Genomic DNA, 21,747 nt, shown 5'->3' on the forward strand with positions numbered 1-21,747 from the left:
CGCGCTGAACACGGTCGTCGCCGGCGGTGCCGGCGGTGCAAGCGGTGCCGGTGGTGCAAGCGGTTCGGGCGTGTCGCCTGGTCGCGGTCGTCCCCACCCCATGCCGGTCACCTCGCCGCCGCCGGGAGGCCGCCCGTGGGCGGCCCCGCCGGTCCAGCTGGTGTCGTCGGCCCCGCTGGTGTCGTCGTGGCAGGCCCCGCCGGTCCGGCCGGGGTAGCGGTCGACGGCCTGGCCGTGCCCGCCATGGGAACCGCGGCCGGCGAGGCGGGGCTATTGGCCACCGTCGTCACCCTGGCCGCTGACCGCGCCGGCCGGCGCGGCTCCACGGTCAGCAGCGGCCGGAAGGAGCCCGCCGGCGCGTCCTCGCCGACCATCAGCTCCTCCGCCTCGACCCAGGCATGCGCGGCGAACGGGGCGACGGTTCGCACCCCCACGCACCACGTCGGCCACATTCCCGACATCCGGCACAGCAGTGCCGTCGCCACCGACCGGGGGACGCAGCCGTGAGACCCGCGGCAGACCAGGCTGACCGCGGTCACGTCGTCCCTGGCCGTCTGAGCCCGTTGCCGGCTGGCCGCCTCGGCGCCGCGGCTGGCCGTGGCGAGTACGGCGCGGATCCTGGCCGGCGGCTGGGTCGCGAGCACCCGGGCGGCCGCCACCGCGAGATGCGCGCGCAACCGGCGGGGCAGCGGCGGCGCCGGTGGTCGTCGGCGCGGCGACATCGGCGTCGTCACTGTCATCGACCTCCCTCGTATCGGTCGTCGCGCTGGTCGATCGGTAGCTGGTCGTCTCGATGCTGGCCGACCCGCGGGCCGGCGTTTCGCCTGCTGTGCCGGCCGCGCGGCGCTTCGGCCGGACGCTGACGGAAGGGCAGGCGGACCCCGCGCGGTGTGCTGGCCCGCCGGCCGGGCCGCGGGGCTGTCCCCTGGCTGGTGGCCGGCTCGGCGCCTGGCACGGAGCCGGTCACCAGGCCCGCCGAGCGCAGCTGGTCGACGAGCAGGTCGACGTCGGCGCGCGCCGTCTCCGGCGCCACGTCGAACCGGTCGAGCAGGACACGCGCGGCGCGTGGCGGATCTCCGCCGTCCAGCAGCACGCGCAGGATGAGGGTGGCCGTCGGGTTCAACGTCCAGTACCGGCCAGAACGCTGGTCCAACAGCGCCGTTCCGTAGTCGGTGTCCGTCGAGACGACCGACCCACTCAACGTCAGCATCTCCACTTCAGCGCTCCTTCCCCCCATGGGCTGGTTCGAGGGCTCGGTATGCGTCCGCGGGTGCGGCCTGGTTTCGTGTCCTCACGGCTCGAATTCCTCGCCGTCTTCGTCTTCGTGCCAACTCTTTCATTCCCTCTAATCCGGGGGAGAGCTCGCGCGGTCCGGTAGAATCTTTCGCGTCATGGGGAGGGAAGGGTAATCAGGACCTGAAGACGGTTTCCCGGTTCCGGTGAAAGCGGCGCGAAAAAGACTGGCGGGCCGGCCCCGATGGCCGGCCCGCCAGCTGGTGGCAGGTTCCGTGGTGTCAGGCGTCGACCGCTTCGGCGGGGCCGGTCACCAGCCGCCTCCTCCGCCACCGATAATGATCACGCCCCCACCGCCGTGCCCGGTGGTACGGCCGCGGTGGGCGACCCGACATTGGTCCGTGTTGGGCCGATATGTTTGTGAGCCGCCTGGCGGTTCTCCGGAGCGGTGGGCCTCTGCCCTTTGGCCTGGAAGGAGCGCTCGCCCGGGCCGTTCGCCAGAACGCCGGTTACCTGAACTGGCGGCGACGGTCCGGCTCGGCGTGAGCGTCAGTGCTCGCCGCGTCCGCCGCGCCCTGGCCCCGACATCGGCGAGGGGTTTCGTTCCTCGCCTCTCCGGCAGCCCCGGGGCATTGGCGGCGCTCGCCGTGCCCTTCCTGTGCCCTTCCTCCAGAATCACTCGTGAGTTCCGCATCCAGATCGCCACGTCGGCGGCTCAAGACAGGTACTTCCCAGGATCGGTTCAGCCACGGTTCATTACTCACGGTGGCGACTCGCGGCGGTGCCGCCTGGCCGGTGGCAGGCCGGTGTGGGCCGACCGCGGACCGGCCAGCTCCGTGGCGGCCTGCCCGCCGGTGCCGCGCAGGATCCGCTGGTGCAGGGCGCGCAGGTCCTCGCCCGGCTCGATGCCAAGCCGCTCGGTGAGCGTTCGGTACACCGCCTGGTAGGCGTGCAACGCCTCCGCCCGCCGCCCGTCCTGGTCGAGCGCGATCAGAAGCTGAGCCCACAGCCGTTCCCTGGTCGGGTGCTCGATGGTGAGCGCGCGTAGCGCCGGCAGCACCAGGCTGTGCTGGCCGAGCCGCAGGCGAGCGTCGACGAGGTTCTCGCAGATGTTCCAGCGCAGTTCCTCGAGCCGGGTGGTCTCGGCGACGGCGACGTCGGCCGGCAGGTCGTCGTACGGCCGGCCACGCCAGAGCTCCAACGCCTGCTCGAGCAGCCGGACCGCCTCGGCCGGCCGCTCGTCGGCCAGGGCTTCGCCGCCGCCGCGGGCCCGGGTGTCGAACAGGTCGACGTCGAGCTCGCCGGGCGCCAGCCGGATGGCGTACTCGCCGTCCCGGCTGGCTATGCGGCTGGGTCTGTGGCCCGCGGTCGGCGGATCGTGACCCGGCGGCGTGCTCGCCATCGGTGGCAGCGGCGGCAGGGCATGACGCAGCTCGGAGACGTATGTCTTGATGTTGCCGAGCGCTGAGCGCGGCGGGTCGTCCTCCCAGAGCGCCACGCCGATCTGCTCGGTGCTCACCCAGCTGCCCGCGTGCAACAGGAGCAGGGACAACAGTCGCCGTTTCTTGCGCTGGCCGATGAACACGGACGTTCCGTCGGCCGCTGCGACCTCCAACGGCCCCAGGGTGCCGAACCGGGCCACGTCCAGACCCACCTCCGCGCTGGCGTCATCGCCGACGACGACGGTGGTTGCGGTCGCGGCAGTACGCATCGGCGCTGTCCCCCAACCCGCGTCGAAAGCGGCGCGAATGCAGTTGGTCACGCATTGTGGTCACGCTGCGCTGTCTACCCGCTCCTGCTCCCGCCAGACGGCCTCCTCGGCTCGAAACGACCATCCCCCGCGGAGGGTGGCCAAGTGGTCCCGGTAACAAAACGGATGACGCCAGACAGGTCTGGGCACACCGACTGCCAGGCGCCCGAGCTATCGGAGGCCGCATGCTGGTGGGAGCGGCGGCCCTCCAGACGTGGGCGCCGCGCGGGGCGGGTCCGCCGGAGGCGAGCCCGCGCCGCGACCGCCCCCGGCGGACCCGCCCCGAGCCGTCAGGCGCGGGGCGGGCGGCGGTGGGCGGCCGGAAGGCCATGGGTGGTGATAACGGTCGGTGGAGGCGAGATGTGCCACATGTTTGCGCTGACCAGTGGAGCGCAGCCGGTCGAGGCTACGTTCTGGTTGCTCGATGCGCCAGACAGCGAGCGGGCGCGGACTGCCCGGTCCCCTGACGGCGCGGGCATCGCGACGTTCGCGCCGGACGGCACGCCTCGCGTCATCAAACAACCGATCACTGTGCGCGCCGGCGCCGACTTCGCCCATCAGCCGCGAACGCTCGTCTCGTCGACTTTCGTCGCCCATGTGCGGCATGCCTCGACGGGACGCGCCAACCTGGCGAACACGCACCCTTTCCAGCACGAGAACCGGGTGTTCGCCCACAACGGGGTGATCGAGGGCCTGGACCGCCTGGACGCCCATCTCGGCGATGACCGCGCCCTGGTCCAGGGCGACACAGACTCGGAGCGCTACTTCGCGCTGATCAACCGGGAGATCGCGGCCCTGGGCGGCGACGTCGGATCGGGCATCGTGGCGGCCGCCCGGTGGATCGCCGCCAACCTGCCGCTCTACTCGATCAACATGGTGATGGCCACGGCGGACGAGCTGTGGGCGTTGCGTTACCCGGACACGAACCGGCTCTACGCGCTGAGCCGTGAGCCGGGCGGCCGCCACCACCGCCACCTCGACCACGCGAGCCCCTTCAGCGAGATCAGGGCCCGGTCGTTCGACCTCGCCGAGCGGCCGGCGGTCGCGGTGGAAAGCGAGCGGATGGATGAGGACCCGTCCTGGCGTCTGATGGCTTCCGGCGAGCTGCTCCACGTCGCCCCCGACCTGACGGTCACCTCCCGGGTGGTCCTGTCCGTCCCGCCGGCCCACCAGCTTTCCCTCGACGACCTGCGCCCCGAGGCCGCTTTCTCCCAGATCGTCAACGTCCCGTCGACGGAGGCCGAGCCGGCGGCGACGGTGACGGCGTAGGCAGCGCCTATCGCGATGCCGCCGCCGTCAAGGCCGAGGCGGCGCTGGCGGCGGCTCGCGTTCAGGAGATTCCTCCCGTCTCGTATCAATGTTCCCCGACCGAGGGCGCGTTGATACGGGTGCGGCAATCGTGCCGCGGAGGAGGACGCAATGACGATGTCCGACCGGCCAGGGCAGCACCCGACCGACGGCCGCGCCACCCGGACCCGCTGGAGAAGGCGCCTGACCGGGCTGACGCTTCTGGTCGCCGGCGCGACGGCCCTGATTCCGGCGCAGGGGGCGCTGGCCGGGGACGGATTCCAGCCGCCCCTGGCGCGGGCTGAGACCGCAATCAAGGCCGCCTATGCACAGGCGTTCACCGGCGGTCAGGACCCGGCGCACAGCCTTGCCGCGGTGGAGGACGGCCCGGCGTTGGCCGGCACCCTCGCGCAGGCGATGCAGAACTTCCCCGAGGCCACCCACACGGCGCAGGTCGCTGTCAGCGGCATCACCTTCAAGGGCCTGCTCAACGCGAAACTGCGTTTCCACATCACCTACCAGGGGGGTGCCGACTTCGGCGAGCAGGACGGCACCGCCGTGGTTGTCAACCGCCAGTGGAAGGTCAGCCGGGAAACATTCTGCACCGTGATGGGCTGGGCGGGTGCCGTCTGCCCGCCCAAGGCGGGACACCAGCCGCAGAATCCTGCCGCGGCCCAGCGCGCCATTCAGCAGGCGTATGCGCAGGCGTTCACCGGCGGTCAGGACCCGGCGCACAGCCTTGCCGCGGTGCAGGACGGCCCGGCGTTGGCTGACACCCTCGCGCAGGCGATGCAGAACTTCCCCGAGGCGACGGCTACCGCCGCGGTGACCACGAGCGACATCGTCTTCACCGACCCGCGGAATGCGTGGCTTCGCTTCCACATCACCTACCAGGGTGGTCTCGACTTCGGCGTGCAATCCGGCACCGCCGTGCTCGTCGATGGCCACTGGAAGGTCAGCCGACAGACCTTCTGCACCGTCATGGGCTGGGCCGGCGCCACCTGTCCAGCTCCCTGAGGCGCGCCCGCGGCTTCTGGGTGTAGTGCGCCGGCGGCGGCCCGACGAGCCGCCGCCGGCTTCCGGCGCGTGATCGGACGGGGCCTGGGACGGACCGGAGTGGTGGCTGGGATACTGGGTGCCGACCAACCGTCGCCAACGCGGCGACGGTTCGCGGGACAGCGACCGGCACCCGAGCATGCTCGACGTCCGGCCACGCGGGACCGCTGGTCGGGAGGGCTCGCCTAGTGGCCGATGGCGGCGGTCTTGAAAACCGCTATGGGGGCAACCTCATCGTGGGTTCGAATCCCACGCCCTCCGCTCTCTACCAGCGCTTTTGCGTTGACTGAAGATCCGTTCAGGGCCTTGAAGATCATTGTGGTCGGTATGTGGTCGGTGGACGAACCGCGCGGGGCACGGCGGCTGCCACTGCCGCCGCGGCTCGCTGGCCGGCCGGGCGCAGCAGGTGGGCGTACAGCGCCCCGGTGATCGCTGGCGAAGAGTGACCGAGCCTCTTGGAGACGAGCGCCAGGTCGATGCCCTCGGCGAGCTGGATCGACGCGCTCGCGTGCCGTAGGTCGTGAAGCCTGCGCCGGGAGAGCAGCCCTCGGCCCAGCTCGGTACCGGGCGTAACGTCGGCCGCCAGCGGCTCGGCGAGATCGAACCGGTGGCGGTTGCCGAACAGGCGGGTCGCCGCGGTCACCCGGACGGTGCCGACTGGCGCCCGGTCGACGTACAGGGTCCATTCGCCGATCGGGTCGCGATCGTGTGGGAGCGCGCCGACGACGATGGCCAGGGATTCGACGGGCGCCGCCAGCCGAACCGTGGCGAGTAGTCCTGCCCGCTTCGCGATCGTCTGCATGCGCTGCGACACGTATCCGGGCGCCAGGTGCCGGCCGTCTGGGCGGGTGAACATCAGACCCGACAGGTGCACCGGTTTGCCGTGCTGGTCTGGCAGCGTGCCGTTGTCCCATTCGGGGCCGGTCGCCTTGCGCTCGGTGTCCTGAGCCAGCCGGTGGGCCAAGAGGGATCCCAGCGTGATCGGATCCAGGTCCACCTTGCGCTTCCCGGAGCGCGTCTTGGGCGCCCACACGCCGCATTTGCCACCGTTCTGCGTGATCTGTTGGCTGATGGTCAGCACTGATGTGTCGGCGTCCAGGCCCGGCCACGTCGCGCCGCACGCCTCACCCCGGCGGACCCCATGCAGCGCGATCAGCTCCCACATGGCCGCGAGCCGATCGGTGGCCGCCTCGTCGAGGAACGCGCCCACCTCGTGCGCCTCCCACGGTTCGACCTCGGGCCGGCTGTACTCGGGCAGCTCGACACCGCGCACCGGGTTGAACTGGATCATCCGTCGGTCCACGGCGTCGTTCAGCGCGTTGCGCAGCGTGTCCCGGATGCGCTCGACGGTCGCCGGGCCGGTCGGCCGCGCCTTCACGGCTCCGGCCGCTTCGAGCTGCCGGAAGGCCCGGTCGATGTGGTCGGCCCGCAGCCCCGCCAACGGCACCTTGCCGAGCCAGGGCTTGAGATGCACGCGGATGTGCACCTCGTACGCCCGGCGCGCGCTCGGGCGCAGCCGCCGCTTCGACTCCAGCCACTCGTCCAAGTACTGGCCTACGGTGAGCGTCCCGGCATGCCGCTGCCCAGCCCGCACGTTCGACAGCTGTTCCTCGGCGTCTTTCTCGGCCGCCTCCTTGGTCGCGAAGCCAGAGCCGCGCAGTCCGGTCCTGCCGACCAGCGGTACCAGCTCGTCGGGCACATCTATGCGCCACGACCACATCCCGTGCGGCTTCTTGCCCTTCAGTCTCGGGCAGCGCCTACCGAGCTGCTTCCCGGTCTCGGGGTCGCGGCAGCCGCACCGCTTTTCAGTCTTGATCTGCATGTGAGAAACTCCCGCCATCTCGGTCAGGGGACGGTCTTGTCGGCAACAGGAGAGGGGCGGAAGTCTGTCGACTTCCTGAGTCGGCGTCTGAAGGCTGACAGCCAAGAAAAATGGCGATGGTCGCCGAAGAATGGAAAGCACGCTGGGAGTGGCCCGCCTGCCGCGTGTCTGGCATGCCTGGCATGCCTCGCCAACTGGGACGATACGCCCCAAACCCCACGCTCGGCAGCTGTGCGCGCCACGGCGTGTCCCGCATCGCCGCATCCCGGGAAGGGCTCTGCGGATCGCCTTTCTCGATTTTATTCACTGTTGCCAGATTTGTCAGTGATCGGTCGATGATGACGCTGAAGCGGTGCTTTCTCGTCAATAAAGCGTCGCGCTTGGTCTTTCGGCGATGCAATGGGTAGGTGCGGTTGTGACCGTTGGACGGGGATATCTCGCAAAGTGGCCGTCGAGGGCCGGTGGTCTGTAGATGCATGAGCATCCGGCCCGGCGACGGTGGCATATGGGTGAGTCGCTGGTTCCGGCGGTGTTCGTGTTCAGGGGCCGTCCCAGGCGGGAGCTGCCGGGTCGCTGAGGCTCGTTGCTGGTGACGGGCTGTCGGGTGAAGGCGCGGCCGGCCGGGAGACGTCCTCCATGCCGGGGCTGCCCGGGGCTGAGGTCGGTGGCGGCTGGCTGAGGCGGACGAACGTGGTCAGGACGTCGAGCGGGGCATGGATCGCGGCGAGGGCTGCGGCGGTTTCCAGGGGCGGGTTGCCGGGCGACAGCCAGGGGCGGCGGGCGAGGAGGGCGCCGAGGCGGTCGGGGCCGAGCGCGAGTGCCTGCTGGTATTCGATTTCGTGGACGGCGAGGTGGCCGTGGACCGGGTCGCGGACGAGACGGGTCGTTCCGATGAGTTGGGCGGTCGCGGTGGGTGTCGGCCCGGAGAGCAGGGTGAGCAGGGCCGGAACCTCGTCGGAGACGGTGGCTGGTTCGGCGGCGCGCGTTGGGTCGACCGGGCCGGGCGGGGTCGGGCGGACGTCGTAGAGCCGGGGTCCGTGAGGGCCGTCGAAGACGCGCGCGGTCTCAGTCGTGGTGGCGAGGACCTCGCCCGAGAGCAGGTCCAGGCCCGCATCGGCGCGGGCGGTCAGCAGCCTGTCGAGGGAAGGCCATGCGCTGGGTCGGAGCGGGAGGACCGCGTCGGCGGGTAGGAGGAGCGGGCGCGTCGGGGTGTCGTGGGGTTGGACCTCATACGTCGGCGAGCCAGTGCGGTAGTGCAGGGCGCGCAGCACGGTGCCGACGGTGAACCGGGGGTCGTCGACGGTCCGGACGACCGCACCGGTGGCGAGCGGTACGTCGGGCTGGTCGTCGGTCGAGATGTGGGTGCCGAGGATGTCGGTCAGGTGGAGCTCAGTGGTTTCCAGGGTCCAGGTGGGGTGGCGTTGCCAGGGGTGGCCTGGCTGGTTGGCGGCGTCGGGGCGCCACCGGTAGGTCGTGCCGCCGCCGTCGCGTGGGGCGGACGCGTAGAGGGCGCCGTCGGCGTCCTGTCCGTCGGGCAGGGTGACCCGAACGTGGGTGCCGGGCGGATAGATCTGGCCGGGGATGGCAGCGAACTGGTCGAACAGGTCCGCGTAGCGGTCGACGAACCAGGCCTGGCCCGCGGCCAGACGGATGGACGCGCGGCGCAGGCCCGCGGGCAGGCCGAGCAGACTCCGTAGTGCTTCGGAGGGGTCGGCGGTGAGGTCGAGCAGGCCTGGCACGTGGGCGCCGGCGAAGAGGATCCGTTCGCCGTCGTAGATACGCCAGTAGGCCAGGTCGTCGTCCACGCCATTGGGTGGTGGGTCGGAGAGCAGATCGACGCGGGCGGTGCCGTAGCTCCAGGTGGCGATGACGGTCTCGGCGGCGAGTAGCCGGCCGTAGGTGGTCAAGAGGTCGCCGGCCTGGACGGTGTTCGAGCGGGAGGGCCGGTAGATCGCTGACTCTGCCGGGTCGGCCGGGTCGGCCGTCAGTGCGGGCCGGTCCGCGCCGGGTGACGTCCGAGGCCCGGTGGCCGCTGATCGGGTGGACAGCGATGCCAGGGTCAGAAGCAGGCGGATGGGCAGCGGGATCGGCCAGCCGAGGGCCGCCTCCAACTGGCTCAGGGTGGTTGTGCGGGTCGAGTAGATGACCTGCGGGGCGTCGTGACCGACGACGGGCACGGCCAACTCGGCGATGTAGCCCGGGTTGGGGTCGTGAAGTGTGGATGCGGGGGTTAGCCGCCACCAGCCGGCGGGGACCTGGACGCGTACCTCCGGATTGGCGCGGCCGGCCGCCGCCAGCCAGCTGATGGGTATCCGCGGGCCCCGGCCGGTCCAGACCGTCTCCCCTGTGCGCAGGTTTGATGTTGCTGGGTGCTCTGACATGGCTTGACGGTCCGCCGGCCGGTCACCGTGACAGTCACCGCGAAGGACACCGCCGGCGCGTGCTGGAGGTCTCGGCGGGAGTCCGGTCTCCGCCGCCTGTGCCGAGAGTTGCTTCGCGGCCGAATCGCAGGACGACCTGCCTGCTCGCTGGACTGGGTGGTTGGGTGACGGCGGCGATGTTCGTCGTGAGGACGTAAACAGCGACGATGTCCCCGGCGGTGGGTGCGGCGATGAGCCGTGGGATGACGACGCAGGCGCGAGGATCGCGGTCCCGGCTGGCACGCGCGCTGGGCGCCCGGCTGGTGCTGGCGGCGAACGCGTGCCGCCGCCTCGACCGGGTGCGAAGGGGTGGACCATTCTTTGCCGAACAGTTCGCACCGCCGCAGGGTATTTCCGCAGCTCAGCGAGCTGATGAGGCCACGAAGAAATCATTCGCGTGACAGGGAATGACACACGCCATGCCCCGTGACCATCATGGTTGGCTTGTCGGCCGGCGAGGCGGCAGCACCGCCTATGACAGGAGTGATCATTGGACACACCCGGATCGCGATCATCGGGCCGTCGCTGTCATCGACGACCTCAGCCGGCCACCATCCCCAGAACGGGCGTCCTGATTCTCCTACCGAGCTCGCCGAGCAACAGGCAGTTGACGCGGCGTGGGCTCATCCGTCGGCTGTGGCTCGATAGCGGCGGACCCGTCACTGCGGCGATGATCGAGCCGCGGCTGAGACGACGGACCAGCGTCAGGCCGCAGGCGGATCTGGAGGGAATCCAGCGTGGCTAAGCCGAGTCGGCGGGTGGAGCAGGAGGAGCTACGGGCGCGGATGCGTGCGCTCGGCATGTCCGATGATGACATCGCCGTAGAGTTCGGCTGCCGTTACAAGCTGCGCCCCCGGGCCGCCCACCGTGTCGCGCACGGCTGGACCCAGCCCCAAGCGGCGGACCGTATCAACGCCCACGCCGCCCGCACCGGCCTCGACCCGAACGGCGTCGCTTCCATGACCGGCCCGCGGCTGTGCGAGCTGGAGAACTGGCCCGTCCCCGATCGCCGCCGGCCCACTCCCCAGATTCTCGCCCTGCTCGCCGAGGTCTACGGCACCAGTATTCACAATCTGCTCGACCTTGATGACCGGGAGCAAATGCCTCAAGCCGACCTGCTCCTCCTCGCCACCACCCGACGGGATGTTCCGGCGACGCCGCAGGCTGGACCGCCATCGCTGGCGCCACTGCCGACCACGCTGCCTTCCTGGCAGGTTGGCGCGGCCTCCAACAGCGGATATGGCCGCGGTGCGGCCGGAAGGCTGCGCCCCGACGAGCCTGCTGGGAGCATCGAGGAGGTGGGCGCTCTCGGCCGTCGCGGATTCACCCTCCTCGCCGGATCGGCGGTCGTGGCGGGCGTCCTGGGCGCTGGTCGCGGGCGCCATGTCGCCCCGGAACTCGTCCGCTATTTCGACAGTCAGCTGAAGGGCCACTACCTCGCGGACATGCTGCTCGGCTCCGGTGCGTTGATCGGGACGGTTACGTCGCAGTACGACGTCATCGCGCAGCTGGTGGACGAGGCGGACGGGTCGACCCGCCAGCGCATGACGAAGGTCGGTTCGTCGTTCGCCGCGTTCGCGGCCTGGCTGTGGCTGGATGCCGGCGACCCGGTGGCGGCGATGCGTTGTCACGGCGCGGCGCTGGAGCTGGCGCACCGCTGCGGCGAGCGCGACGCTGTCGCCTGCGCGCTGGTCGACCGGGCCATGGCCTTCACCGATCTGGGAAACGCGGCGGCTGTGGTCGACCTGTGCCAGGCCGCGCTGGTCGACGCCCGACGCCTCTCGCCTGAGGTTCAGGTGTTCGCTCTACAGCAGCAGGCGCATGGCGCATCGCTGCGCGGCGACCGTGACCAGGTTGATCTCCTGCTCGATCAGGCCGGCCGGCTCGTGGACCAGGTCGACATCGAGGAATGGGGCACGGCCTGCCGCCGCACGGATGGCTACGTCGAGGTACAGCGCGCCACCTGCTACGGACGGCTTGGCCTGGCCGACGATGCGGATCGTCTCTGGCGGCAGATCATCCCCGCCGCACCCACCTCGGCCCGCCGGGATATCGGGGTCTGGTCGGCGCGTCACGCGCTCGCCGCCGCACAACAAGGAGAGCCGGAACAGGCGGTCGAACTCGCGCGCCGGGCAACCGCGCTCGCGGTGGAGACCGGCTCCGCGCGGGCCCGGCGAGAACTGGCCGCGGTCGCGGCGGCGATGGCCCCCTGGCACGCTCACCCCGTCGGCCAGGATCTGGCGGAGGCGCTCGCGCCCGTCACTACTGAGAAGACTGGGAGACGTCATGGCTGAGGCACTGTCACGGGACCAGATCGAAGAGCACCTCAAGGCCCTGGAGGGATGGACGACTGACGGGCGGCGTATCGAACGGCTGTACTCGGTCGCGCATGTCCAGGGGGCGGCCTTCATCGTGCACATAGCCGCCATACAGAACGAGTTCGGTCACCATTCTGATGCGACTCTCGGATATAAGACCGTGCACGTGTCGATCAGCTCCAGCGACATCGGCGGCTATGTCGCCCTGCACGACGTAGAACTCGCCAGGCGTATCCACGACATCGCGTCCGCGCACGGAGCAGGATAGAGAACGGTTCCGAACGGGGCCCTTACTATTAGTAGCGCAGTACCAGCCGAATCTCGGGCTTGGTAATGACCTTTCCTCGCGTCTGACTGGGGATTGGCGCGCCGGTCGGGAAGGCGAGGATTTCGGGGTCGGCGGTGCGGTCCTGGTCCCAGGCGTCGATCTGGTCGACGATGCGGGTGGCGAGGTGGTGGCCGAGGGGTCCGTGGCCGATGGCGCCGAGCTGCCAGCGTCCTGGGGCGGAGGCGCGCTGGACGGCGAAGTAGGCCAGTGATCCGTTCTTGGTCACGGCTGGGCTGCGGGAGGCGATGGCGGGTGTGCACAGCCCGGCGGTGACGGCCTGTTGGTCGGCCTCGATGCGGACGGTGCCGTCGTCCACGGCGCTGAGGTGCAGCCAGACGCGGTCGAACGGTTCCTGGCCGTGCACGGTCACGTCGGACCAGACGGTGGACTTCTCCTGGTCGAGGACGTCATGCAGGGCGTCCGCGTCGATGGACTGGTCCAGATCGTGGTGCAGGGCGGCGAGGCCGTCGGGGTGGATGAGGGTCTTCTGTTCGCCGGGCTGGCCGAGCATGGGGACGAAGCCACAGAGGAAGACCCAGTCCGACTTCCAGTGGTCATCGTGTTTGGCCAGTGCGACGGCCCGGGTGGTGCCGCGCCAGCGCAGCGGGAGGACTAGGCGGCCGTCGGGGACGAGCTGGTCCCACCAGTTTTGTGGGATGTCCCAGGCGCCGACGGTGACGATGATCCGGTCGAACGGGCCGTGCTCGGGGGCACCGTCCGCGCCGTCTCGGGTGAGAACCCGGACGTGGGGAAATCCGGTGTCGTCGAGGTTGCGCCGCGCGGCTGCGGTGACGTCGGCGTTGATGTCGATGGTGGTGACCTGGCCGTCGGCTCCGGTGAGGGTGGCGAGAAGGGCGGCGTTGTAGCCCGTGCCGGCGCCGATCTCCAGGACGCGCTGGCCGGGCCGGACGTCGAGGGCGGTGAGCATGGCGGCCACGATGGTCGGACCGGAGGCGCAGCTGAGATGGGTGCCGTCGGCGAAGGTGTGGGTGATGACCGCCTTCTCGTCGTAGGCGTCGGTCAGCGGCGCGTCGGGAACGTAGCGGTGGCGTTCGACGCGTCGCAGCGCTGTTTCGACCTGTGGGGGCAGCTGTTGGCTGGAGAGGATGCGATCGACCATCCGGTCGCGCAGGGCCTGCGGTGACGCGGTGGTGGTGTCCATCGTTCTCCTTGGCGGTGTCGGGACGCGCGGTCGCGGTGGCGCTGGCGCCGGCCGGTCATGGCTGTTAGCCGATCAGTAAGCAGCGTTCCCAGCCTGGCAGTGCCGGGACGGCCGTGGCGTCCATGGCCGCGTTGGCGAGCGCAATGCCGGCGGCGCCGTCCAGGAGTCCTTCTCCGGCAGGTTGACCCTGGTCGTGAAGATGGCTGTGCATGCGGGTTTCGGCTGCGCTGACGGCGGCGGCGAGTTCGTCGGTGTCGGTGTCGGCCGCGGTCCGGCGAGCGGTCAGGAGCAGGCCGGCCCAGCCGTGGCAGAGTCCCGCGTCGGTGAGGTGCGCGAGTTGACGTTCGTCGGTGAGGCATCCGGCGAGGGCCCTCGCCGCGCCGCGCGCTCGTTGCTGGTCGCCTACGGCGAGTGCGGCGAGGTGCTGGGCTCGCGCGATTCCGGGAGTGCCGGAGCACCAGGAAGGTCGATGCGGCCCTGGGTGGGTGACGCTGCCGGCGCGTGCCTCGTCGTGGTCGATCACCTCGGGCCACCAGGCGGTCTTCCCCTGACTCGTCCGCCACTGGTCGAGCCACGCGACGACGGTGTGGAGCGCGTCGGCCTGTCTGGCCACGACGATGCCTTGCCGCATCGTGATGGCCAGGAGCGCCAGCGGTCCGGCGATGCCGTGGGCCATGCCGAAACCGGCATGGCCGGCGTTCCAACGGGAGGAAACGCGTCGGTCGGGGCTGCCAGTAGCCCACCACCCAGGCAGGCCACGGCCATCCACAGGGACGGGACTGGTCAGTCGCACCAGATAGGCGAGCACGTCGCGGAGAAGGTCGCCGTCGCGGCCGCGGTGCAGGAGGTAGGCACCGAGGCCGGTAAGACCGCTGATCAGGTCGTACTCGCGGGCCTGTGGCCGCTGTCCGTCGTCGATGCGCTGGTGGGCGGCGTCCAGTCGGTGTCGGATCATGGTCGCGATGGCCTTGTCGAGGGTGGTCAGCGCCGCGCGGTAGGCGGGGTGGTCGGCGGTGTGCAGCGCGTAGGCGACGGCCGGCGCGCCCTGGAACAGGCTGGCCGTGTCGGGGTGGGCGTTCACCGGCGCGTGGGTCATCGCCGAGGCGAGGTGATGGACGGGTTTCCACCCGGCGTCGCCGGCACGGGCTCGCGCGATGTGCTTCAACGCGATGCCTGGTGCTCCGTCGCCGAGCGACTGCGCCCACCATGCCAACTTGGCGTCGGCAGGAATCGGGAGGGCCGGGATGGCGGGAGGCGTCATGGTCATCTGCTTGCCGCCGTAGCGTGCGCGCGTCGGGTGAGCGCAATCTGGCGTGCCAGGCGTCGGCAGGCGGTTTCGTCGGTGCGGTCGACGGGCCTGGCGCGGTTGTGGTGCATGTGCAGGAGCGCGGAAAGGATCTGGTCGGTGTCGGCCTCGTGCGGCAGGGCGAGTCGATAGCGCGTCAGCGCTTCCTGACGGGCCTGCCACGCCTGGATGACGGCGGCGGGCAATAAGGCGTCGCCTGGCACGGTCCCTCGGGCTGCCCAGTGGGTGACCTGCTCGAGGATCGTCCGGTCCGCGGACGGCGCGGTCCCGGTAGCGAGGCGTTCCAGTAGCCAGTCGTTCGCGCGCATGGGCTCGGGGTGGAATCCGTCGGCGATGGCCACCATGCCGATGGCGGCGAGCGCCATCGGATGGACAGCGAGCGGCGTCGGGGCTTGGAGTGCGAGTGCCACCGCGTGCGAGTCGGCCGCGAACACGGCTTCGGCCGCGTCCATCGCGGCACCGTTGCTGTAGCGGCCGACCTCGGGATAGTAGGTCGCCAGAGTCAGCCGGGACGCCGCGCCCGCGTCGCAGAGCTGCTGCCCCCACAGACCAACCGCGGATGTCACCGCGGCGTACTCCTCGGTACCGACGGCGCGAATTCGCAGCCGTAGGTGGTCGGTCTCGCGGACGCTGCGGTAACGGGCGAACCAGTACGGCCGGTCGCCGTCGAACAGGGCGAGCAGCCGGGGCAGGTGCGTGCGGATGATGTCGTCGAGGCGTTCGGGATGGGTGAAGATCTGCGCGTAGAGCCAGGAGCCTTGCGGTGATGCCGGGCGGTGCGCGGTGTTCGTGTTGGTCACGAGTGGCAGGGCGCCGGTGACGAGGTTCGGCGCTGCCGGTACCGCGCGGGCGAACGGCATGACGATCTCGTGGACGTGGCCGCCGATCCATCGCAGGTTCTCGGCGGCGTCGGTCTCGGTCAGCGTCGCGTGGCCGTGTTTGTCCAGGTGCTCGCGCAGGATCGCCAGATGCGCGTCCACGGTGAGATCCAGGCGCAGCGACCGGTGGTCGTCATGAAGCTCCACCGCGTCTGGGCAGCCCCACCGCTGCCGCCACTGGGCGAAGGCCTGCTCCCAATAGTGGGCGTTGGCGTGTAGGGCGGTGTGGTCGGCGGCGCTGATCCGCCACGTCGCGGGTGCGAGGATCGCGCGCCGGTAGCGCACCCTGGGCGTGTACGGCAGTCGGGCGGCGGCCGGTCCCCAGTCGAACTCGGTGAAGCGGGCGAGGAAACCACGGGTCAGCGTCGCGAGGAACCGGGCCAGCGGCGGTGCCTGCTTGCGCAGGGCGAGCGCGTGGAATACCTGCGGTTCGACGAGCTGGCGTCGCGACATGCTGACCAGGTGCAGCCCATCAGCCACCGCGACAATACCGAGATCATCAATGCGGATCACGGTCGCGTCGTCGGCCCGGTGCTCACCGACCGGCAATACCTGCGGCAGCCAGCGGGGAACCCGCGCGACGTTCTCCGAATGCGGGAACAGGGGCGGGAACGACAACTGGACCGGCAGCGCACCGTCGACGGCCGGGGGAGCGGCGGCGAAAACCGTGTCCAGGCCCGCGCGGCTGACGGCCGCGCCGAACCGGCAGGTCAGCGTGCCGAACGCCCACGCGGGGTGGACGCTGAACGTGTAGTCCCCCGCCTCCAGCGCCGGGATGCTCGTGGTGTGCACCTGGGCGCCCAGCTCGACGTGTGGCGGAATCCAGCGTGGGTCCACCGGCCGGTCCGCTGTGATCGCGGCGATGAGTTCGTCGGTGAGCACGAGTTCGCGCTGTCCGGCGATGGCCGCCTCCCAGGCCAGGCGCAGCAGTTCCTCGTCGCGGCGGCTTACCGTGTCCTCGGGCTCGGCCAGCACGCTGCCCGGGAAACCAGCCGGCCAGCCGATACCCGTGTCGGGATGCACCGCATCCAGAACGGGGACCAGGGCTCCGGTGCCGTAGCGGTCCCAGAACTCGCGACACCAGTCGTTCCACCCCTGGTCCGGACGTGGCTGGCGGGTGAGTCGCAGTAAGGCACCGACCGCGCGGGCCATCTCATCAGCGAGGCCGACGGAGACGTCGATGTCGCAGTCGAGATGGAGATCACCGGCCAGCGGGGTCCGACCGGCAGGCGACAGGCGACGCATGCGTTCCACTGCCTCATCCCGCAGCCGTACCCGCGCCTCCGGCTCGGCGTCGTCGGCGTTGTGCCTGAGGATCACGCGGTGGGCGGCATGGAGCTCGCTCAGCATGGTGCCCGCTGCCTCGACGCCGCCGGCGACGGCGCGCTCGACGATCGTGACCACATGCGTCAGTGGGTCGGCCGTCGTCATGGGCGCACGAAGATTCGTGATCAGAACGCCCTGAGCGACGAGTTCACCGAGCGCTTGGCGGACAGCCACGGCCGGGGCCGTCGGGAATTCCATAGCGACCTGGTCAAGCAGAGCGTGAAACGGTAGTGGCTTGGCCGCCAGGCCCCGGACGAGCCGCATAACCGAGGTGTTGCGTACCGTCACCCGTCCTGGGCCGCGGGGCATCTCGATCCGGTCACCGCGTTCGACCAGCAGGTCACAGACCACGACATCCAGGTGCGCGAGCAGGTCGGGCAGCGCCTCCAACCGGCCGACGACGTCGTCCAACCAAAGGGTGTCGGCGCGCAGAGCCAGTCGGTGATCGGCACCCCAATGCACCCGCACGTCCTCGCCGACACGGGCCCCGGCGACACCGGCGAACAGGCCGAACGGGGTGGGACGCCCCATCGAACGCAACAGGTAGCGGACGACCGCCGACGTCACCCGCCGGACCTGCTTGCTGCCCGCATTCTCGCCGTCGAGTACGGCCTCGACCCGGGCGGCGAACGAACCGCTCGCATGGCGGATCGCGTCGGCGAACCCGGGCAGGACCCACATGGTGCGCAGCCACGACCGGCACGAGTCCGGGTCGGACAACGTCGGCCAATCATCCAACTGCTGGGACAGCGGAAGGACCGCCGCACGCAGCATCGCTCCACCAGCATGGCGATACAGCCGCACATCCGCGTCGATCATCACACCTCCGTTGAACACCGCGGCGCCGGCCCGCCGCGCACGGGCAACCGGCGGGCCGACGCCGTAGTCCTCGCCTGGTCAGCTGCTGATGCAGGCCGACCCGCAGGTAGAACCACAGGTGTCACTGGTGTCGCACGCCCGGATCGTGTAACCGGCCGCCGCCTCCACCGTCACCTGCACATCCAGCTGGAACTCGTCCAGGATGCTTTCTGGCGCCGAATCGGTCCGCTCGAGAACCGCGCCGACGGATCCATGGGGTGTCATCGTCATTAACCTCTTCAAGACGGACGGACAGGGCAGCACCCAGAGGGCGTGCCGTTAGGATCCTCCGGCCCCATCCGTGAGTCATTCCCTCCAACCAGAACCTTCGGTTCGCGCTCCCAGTGACGCTTGACCTGCGAAAACAACATCCGCGGCAGGATTACGCTCGGCGTGCAGCTCAGGATCGGCGCCGAATCGTCCGCGAGCCGGATCGTCGCGCCCCCATCACGGCGCGCACGACCGCCGACACCTCAGAATCCACGGGAGCATTCGTCAGCCGGCCGCACATGCCAGTGGCACGCGACCCGCACCGCGTGGGCACGGCACGACGGACCGCCTCGGCGTAGGTACCAGAACCGTCCCTCCCGACGCGCGGCCTGAACGCTGGTCGAGGAACGTAGGCGGGATTGCGCACTGCCGGCGCCCTTTTGGGGTTCCGGCTACACCGGATCTTGAATGGCCGGCGGTTTCGTAGGAAAGAGCTATCTTCTATCCGTTGTCGAATTCGCCGTCATGCACGCCAGCGAGGAACGCCTTCCACTCGCCCTGTGTGAACAGGAGGATCGGGCCGTCAGGGCTCTTCGAGTCGCGGACGGCGCGGGTGCCGTCGGGGAGGGTGGCGACTTCGACGCAGTTGGTCTGGGTGCCGCTGTGGCTGGACTTGTGCCAGGTGGCGTTGGTGAGGTCCATGGCGGTCGCGGGTTCACCCCTGCTCGTGGTCGTCGGCCGCTGTGGTCAGGAAGTCCGCGGAGGCGGCTGCGTCGAGTGCCTGCGCCGCCAGGGTATCGGCGGCGCTGAGGAAGGGCTTTACGTCGGCGGGATCGTCGACGAACAGGCTGGACCTCAGGTGTTCGAGATGGATCAGGGTCGGGGCCTTGTCGAACTGGAGGATGACGTAGGAGCCGTCGATACCGGGGTGGGCGCCGAGCGCGGACGGCAGGACCTGAACGGTGATGTTCGGCCGGGTGCCCGTCGCGGCGAGGTGGCGTAGCTGGGCGGCCATGACCGCCGGGCCGCCGATAGGCCGGCGGATGGCGGCCTCGTCGAGCAGGACGTGCAGGTGGGGCGGGTCGGCCCGGGTGAGGACGGCTTGGCGGCCGAGGCGGGTGGCGACGCGGGCGTCGATCTCGTGGGCGGGGACGTCGCCGCCGGTCATGACGGCGCGGGCGTAGTCCGGGGTCTGGAGCAGGCCGGGGATGAGAAGCATCGCGACGTCGGTGATGCGGCTGGCCTGGGCTTCGAAGCCGATGAGGGCGGTGAGCTGGTTGGGGATGCCGGCGGGTCCGGTCTCCCACCAGCCGGGCCGGTCGATCTCGCGGGCGAGGGCGAGTAGGCGGTCGCGGTCGTCGCCGGTGACCTGGTAGACGACGAGCAGGGTGGCGACGTCCTCGGGGCTGATCGAGCGCAGCCCGTTCTCCAGGCGACTCAGGGTGGATGGCGACCAGGCGAGCCGGTCGGCGACGGCGCGGGCGGACAGGCCGGTGGTCGCGCGTAGGTCGCGGAGCTCGGCGCCGAGGCCGCGGGCGCGGGCGGACGGGGGTCGCCGTGGCATGGCCCGTCTCCTTTCCCGCCGGTGGTGACGGCACCGGAGGCTACCGAAGTGTGGCCGGCGCCGGGTCTCCACCTTGCTCAACGTTGCAGCAACGTTCATAGTTGCAGCAACGCTGCCCGGTCTGCCCGGTAGGAGGCGATCTGATGCAGGTGATGATCGATGTCGATGGCGGGCCCGGTGGGCCGACCACGGTGGACCTGGAACCGTTCCCGTTGCCGGCGAGGCCGGGGGTGATGTGTGACCGGCCGCCGCGGGTAGGCCCCGTGTTCGTACCGTCGCATCCGTTCCCGGCGGAGTCGGCGGCTCGGGCCCTGGCCGAGATGGGCGGCGAGCGGGTGCTCGTGGCGTGTCCGCCGCTGGTCTCGCCCGGGTTGACGAGGCTGGCGCTGGCAGTGGGCCGGCTGCTCGCCGACGCGTGGGAGGCGGGCTGGCCGGGCCCGGTGCCAGCGCCGGTCGTAGTTTGCCCGGTTCGGCCGCGGTGCGCGTGGCAGACCGGCGAGATCGTGCTGCCGCACCTGGTGTCGGTGGTGACGCCGCAGGCGGCGCAGCTACGAGTCGTGTGGGAGCTGAAGAACCGGCCACGGGCCGAATGCTGGCTGTCCAGCGTCGTTCCGGCTGATGCGCTGCCGGCGGCGGTGGCCGCGTGACGAGAGACCCGGCCCGCCTGGCCTTCCGCGATCCGACTCCTGCCGGGCCTGAGGCCCAGATGCATCCTGATGCCAGCGCGGCTGGTGGCCGGGGCGAGGAGGACTGGGCGGCGGTCGCCGAAGCGCTCAACGCGCGGCTGGCGGTCTGCCGGATGAGTCAGCATCGGCTGGCCGAGGTGGCCGGGATTTCTGTGGCGACGATTCGCCGGCTCCAGCGCGGTGCTGGTGGTCGTCGGGCCCGTGACGACACCTTGGCCGTGCTGTCCGGGGCGCCGGGATGGCCCGGCGACCACCTGATCCGGGTCCTGCTCGGCGAACAGCCTCCCGACGCCACCGGTACACGGCCGCGCGTGGTCGGCGCCAGGAAGCGGCGACCGCGCCAGGTTGGAGACCGCGGCGAGGGCGGCTTCGTGGAAGGCAACGTGGGCAGTGCCGGGGCTGGGCCGCGGCTGGCTGGCTGTGACGACGACCGGCCGGCGCTGGCCTGCGTTGCCGAAGACCTCGGCGTGGTCGTCGAGCTGCTCGCCGGCGTGCTCGACCAGCTGGCCGATCTTGCAGCGGCCGGCGTGGATACGGACCTGCGGTGAGGGAGAGCGCGATGTCCGACGTCGGGAACGAGGGATGCGTGTACGGGGTGGTGAGCTTCGCCGACCCTGACCACACCCGGGCGCTGGCCGTGTATCTGCCGTTCGAGTCGCCGACCGCTGCCCGCGCCTACGCCCGTCACCACGGCCTGGCGCACAGCCTGGTCAGCCCGTTGGCCTTCGACACCACCGCTGACAGAACCGACGGCAACGCCGCGCAGGACGACGCGGCCGCGGCCGGTGCTGGGCCAGTGGCGACGCGCGCCGGCTGACGCACTGTCCTGGGTCGATGGCTCACCGCTTGCCGGCCGGCGCGATGGTGACGTGCGTGGGTCTCGACCCACGGTGTCTCCCGGGATGTCCTGCGCGATGCGCGCGTTCGCGCCAGCGCATCGGAGTGTCGTTGGCGGTGTCTCTTGCGGTGTCGTTCGCGGTGACAGTGGGCGGCAGTGCCAAAGCCTTCGGGTGTCCGTGCCGCCCAGGTCGGGTTCGCGGGTGCCACCCTGGGGCGAGCGGGAGACGACAGCCGCGGCCCGATCCCGGCCCGCTCCGCCGACCCAGGCCACGGCCGGCAACAGACGTCAACAGCCGACCAGCGCGCAGGGCGCGAACGGCGCGGACACGCGCCACGCAGGCGGCGCGAACGGCGCGAGCGCGACGGCATGCGCGCCGATCCGCGCCGCGCCGGCCACGCTGGATGGCGCGATCGCGCCATCCAGCGTCGCGCGCCGGTCGCATCAGATGGCGAAGATGCGCGCGGCGCGCCAGCCGGACTAGGTGACGGCGCGACGTCGTTCACCGCCGCTGCCCGGGCTGTCAACGCAGACGTGGGACCCGCGGGGCGGTGGCCAGGTGGTCTCCGGGAAGCGTGTCGGCCCGGCCGGTGATGGTGCGCATGATTGCCGAGCGGCAGCGTGACGTCGAGACGCTCAACGCCAACGCCTGTGCCCTGCCCCGATACTGATGCTGAGGCCGGCGGGCCGCTCGACCGACTTGCC

The 21,747-nt window shown here is 70.8% G+C and carries 18 protein-coding genes and 1 tRNA gene; 8 read left to right on the forward strand and 11 right to left on the reverse strand.

The features are described 5' to 3' along the window. Positions 1-107 precede the first annotated feature (107 nt). From BCD48_RS47965 to BCD48_RS39955, 3 genes are all read right to left on the reverse strand, one after another. A complete protein-coding gene (locus BCD48_RS47965) occupies positions 108-740 on the reverse strand; it encodes a lasso peptide biosynthesis B2 protein (RefSeq protein ID WP_083419931.1) in 633 nt (210 codons plus the stop codon). Beyond that, a complete protein-coding gene (locus BCD48_RS39950) occupies positions 737-1,210 on the reverse strand; it encodes a lasso peptide biosynthesis PqqD family chaperone (protein WP_083419937.1) in 474 nt (157 codons plus the stop codon). Before BCD48_RS39950 ends, BCD48_RS47965 begins: the two co-directional genes overlap by 4 nt. Positions 1,211-1,993: 783 nt before the next feature. After that, positions 1,994-2,944, reverse strand: a complete 951-nt coding sequence (locus tag BCD48_RS39955; RefSeq protein WP_083419938.1) for an AfsR/SARP family transcriptional regulator — start codon at positions 2,942-2,944, stop codon at positions 1,994-1,996. A 399-nt stretch (positions 2,945-3,343) separates the two neighbouring features. Here BCD48_RS39955 and BCD48_RS39960 point away from each other — a divergent pair, with 399 nt between their 5' ends. The 3 genes from BCD48_RS39960 to BCD48_RS39970 all read left to right on the forward strand — a co-directional run bounded on the left by BCD48_RS39960 (position 3,344) and on the right by BCD48_RS39970 (position 5,587). Further along, a complete protein-coding gene (locus BCD48_RS39960) occupies positions 3,344-4,252 on the forward strand; it encodes a class II glutamine amidotransferase (RefSeq protein ID WP_071053597.1) in 909 nt (302 codons plus the stop codon). Positions 4,253-4,402: 150 nt separating this feature from the next. Beyond that, a complete protein-coding gene (locus BCD48_RS39965) occupies positions 4,403-5,287 on the forward strand; it encodes an MTB12 C-terminal domain-containing protein (protein ID WP_071053598.1) in 885 nt (294 codons plus the stop codon). Between the two features lie 213 nt (positions 5,288-5,500). Continuing rightward, a tRNA-Ser gene (locus BCD48_RS39970) sits at positions 5,501-5,587 on the forward strand. A gap of 52 nt (positions 5,588-5,639) precedes the next feature. Here BCD48_RS39970 and BCD48_RS39975 read toward each other — a convergent pair. Next, positions 5,640-7,148, reverse strand: a complete 1,509-nt coding sequence (locus tag BCD48_RS39975) for a site-specific integrase (protein ID WP_071053599.1) — start codon at positions 7,146-7,148, stop codon at positions 5,640-5,642. A gap of 539 nt (positions 7,149-7,687) precedes the next feature. Beyond that, entirely contained in the window at positions 7,688-9,529 is a 1,842-nt protein-coding gene (locus tag BCD48_RS39980; RefSeq protein WP_071053600.1) for a hypothetical protein, read from the reverse strand. 824 nt (positions 9,530-10,353) lie between these two features. On the opposite strand from BCD48_RS39980, the gene BCD48_RS39985 reads away from it, so the two are divergent. Together BCD48_RS39985 and BCD48_RS39990 are read left to right on the forward strand one after the other, a co-directional pair. Further along, the gene (locus BCD48_RS39985) at positions 10,354-11,862 is read left to right on the forward strand and encodes an NsdA family TPR-like regulatory protein (protein ID WP_491677203.1); all 1,509 of its coding nucleotides are present in this window, start codon (positions 10,354-10,356) and stop codon (positions 11,860-11,862) included. Next, the gene (locus tag BCD48_RS39990; protein WP_071053602.1) at positions 11,855-12,154 is read left to right on the forward strand and encodes a 4a-hydroxytetrahydrobiopterin dehydratase; all 300 of its coding nucleotides are present in this window, start codon (positions 11,855-11,857) and stop codon (positions 12,152-12,154) included. Before BCD48_RS39985 ends, BCD48_RS39990 begins: the two co-directional genes overlap by 8 nt. Positions 12,155-12,182: 28 nt before the next feature. Here BCD48_RS39990 and fxlM read toward each other — a convergent pair whose 3' ends face one another. From fxlM to BCD48_RS40020, 6 genes are all read right to left on the reverse strand, one after another. Continuing rightward, positions 12,183-13,376 carry a methyltransferase, FxLD system gene (gene fxlM, locus BCD48_RS39995; RefSeq protein ID WP_071053603.1) on the reverse strand — a complete coding sequence of 398 codons (1,194 nt, stop codon included), beginning with the start codon at positions 13,374-13,376 and terminating at the stop codon, positions 12,183-12,185. 64 nt (positions 13,377-13,440) lie between these two features. Continuing rightward, entirely contained in the window at positions 13,441-14,637 is a 1,197-nt protein-coding gene (locus BCD48_RS40000) for a lanthionine synthetase C family protein (protein ID WP_071053604.1), read from the reverse strand. 2 nt (positions 14,638-14,639) lie between these two features. Continuing rightward, complete coding sequence (locus tag BCD48_RS40005; protein WP_071053605.1) at positions 14,640-17,705, reverse strand: lantibiotic dehydratase; 3,066 nt, start codon at positions 17,703-17,705, stop codon at positions 14,640-14,642. A gap of 78 nt (positions 17,706-17,783) precedes the next feature. After that, entirely contained in the window at positions 17,784-17,969 is a 186-nt protein-coding gene (locus tag BCD48_RS40010; protein ID WP_116271820.1) for an FxLD family lanthipeptide, read from the reverse strand. Between the two features lie 486 nt (positions 17,970-18,455). Further along, the gene (locus BCD48_RS40015) at positions 18,456-18,656 is read right to left on the reverse strand and encodes a DUF397 domain-containing protein (RefSeq protein ID WP_071053607.1); all 201 of its coding nucleotides are present in this window, start codon (positions 18,654-18,656) and stop codon (positions 18,456-18,458) included. Positions 18,657-18,669: 13 nt separating this feature from the next. Then, the gene (locus BCD48_RS40020; protein ID WP_071053608.1) at positions 18,670-19,518 is read right to left on the reverse strand and encodes a helix-turn-helix domain-containing protein; all 849 of its coding nucleotides are present in this window, start codon (positions 19,516-19,518) and stop codon (positions 18,670-18,672) included. Positions 19,519-19,661: 143 nt separating this feature from the next. On the opposite strand from BCD48_RS40020, the gene BCD48_RS40025 reads away from it, so the two are divergent. The 3 genes from BCD48_RS40025 to BCD48_RS40035 are packed head-to-tail and all read left to right on the forward strand — an operon-like array spanning position 19,662 to position 21,021. Further along, a complete protein-coding gene (locus BCD48_RS40025) occupies positions 19,662-20,165 on the forward strand; it encodes a hypothetical protein (RefSeq protein WP_071053609.1) in 504 nt (167 codons plus the stop codon). Further along, complete coding sequence (locus BCD48_RS50205) at positions 20,162-20,752, forward strand: hypothetical protein (protein ID WP_131804205.1); 591 nt, start codon at positions 20,162-20,164, stop codon at positions 20,750-20,752. Before BCD48_RS40025 ends, BCD48_RS50205 begins: the two co-directional genes overlap by 4 nt. A gap of 11 nt (positions 20,753-20,763) precedes the next feature. Continuing rightward, a complete protein-coding gene (locus tag BCD48_RS40035; protein ID WP_071053611.1) occupies positions 20,764-21,021 on the forward strand; it encodes a hypothetical protein in 258 nt (85 codons plus the stop codon). Positions 21,022-21,747: the final 726 nt, after the last annotated feature.

This window comes from Pseudofrankia coriaricola (genome assembly GCF_001854805.1).
In the GTDB taxonomy this organism is placed as follows: Bacteria; Actinomycetota; Actinomycetes; order Frankiales; family Frankiaceae; genus Pseudofrankia.

Excerpts from the sequence above, each read along its gene's own strand:
- BCD48_RS47965 (WP_083419931.1), bottom strand. The coding sequence starts at position 740 with ATGACAGTGACGACGCCGATGTCGCCGCGCCGACGACCACCGGCGCCG.
- BCD48_RS39950 (WP_083419937.1), bottom strand. The coding sequence starts at position 1,210 with ATGCTGACGTTGAGTGGGTCGGTCGTCTCGACGGACACCGACTACGGA.
- BCD48_RS39955 (WP_083419938.1), bottom strand. The coding sequence starts at position 2,944 with ATGCGTACTGCCGCGACCGCAACCACCGTCGTCGTCGGCGATGACGCC.
- BCD48_RS39960 (WP_071053597.1), top strand. The coding sequence starts at position 3,344 with ATGTGCCACATGTTTGCGCTGACCAGTGGAGCGCAGCCGGTCGAGGCT.
- BCD48_RS39965 (WP_071053598.1), top strand. The coding sequence starts at position 4,403 with ATGACGATGTCCGACCGGCCAGGGCAGCACCCGACCGACGGCCGCGCC.
- BCD48_RS39975 (WP_071053599.1), bottom strand. The coding sequence starts at position 7,148 with ATGCAGATCAAGACTGAAAAGCGGTGCGGCTGCCGCGACCCCGAGACC.
- BCD48_RS39980 (WP_071053600.1), bottom strand. The coding sequence starts at position 9,529 with ATGTCAGAGCACCCAGCAACATCAAACCTGCGCACAGGGGAGACGGTC.
- BCD48_RS39985 (WP_491677203.1), top strand. The coding sequence starts at position 10,354 with ATGCGTGCGCTCGGCATGTCCGATGATGACATCGCCGTAGAGTTCGGC.
- BCD48_RS39990 (WP_071053602.1), top strand. The coding sequence starts at position 11,855 with ATGGCTGAGGCACTGTCACGGGACCAGATCGAAGAGCACCTCAAGGCC.
- fxlM (WP_071053603.1), bottom strand. The coding sequence starts at position 13,376 with ATGGACACCACCACCGCGTCACCGCAGGCCCTGCGCGACCGGATGGTC.
- BCD48_RS40000 (WP_071053604.1), bottom strand. The coding sequence starts at position 14,637 with ATGACGCCTCCCGCCATCCCGGCCCTCCCGATTCCTGCCGACGCCAAG.
- BCD48_RS40005 (WP_071053605.1), bottom strand. The coding sequence starts at position 17,705 with ATGATCGACGCGGATGTGCGGCTGTATCGCCATGCTGGTGGAGCGATG.
- BCD48_RS40010 (WP_116271820.1), bottom strand. The coding sequence starts at position 17,969 with ATGACACCCCATGGATCCGTCGGCGCGGTTCTCGAGCGGACCGATTCG.
- BCD48_RS40015 (WP_071053607.1), bottom strand. The coding sequence starts at position 18,656 with ATGGACCTCACCAACGCCACCTGGCACAAGTCCAGCCACAGCGGCACC.
- BCD48_RS40020 (WP_071053608.1), bottom strand. The coding sequence starts at position 19,518 with ATGCCACGGCGACCCCCGTCCGCCCGCGCCCGCGGCCTCGGCGCCGAG.
- BCD48_RS40025 (WP_071053609.1), top strand. The coding sequence starts at position 19,662 with ATGCAGGTGATGATCGATGTCGATGGCGGGCCCGGTGGGCCGACCACG.
- BCD48_RS40035 (WP_071053611.1), top strand. The coding sequence starts at position 20,764 with ATGTCCGACGTCGGGAACGAGGGATGCGTGTACGGGGTGGTGAGCTTC.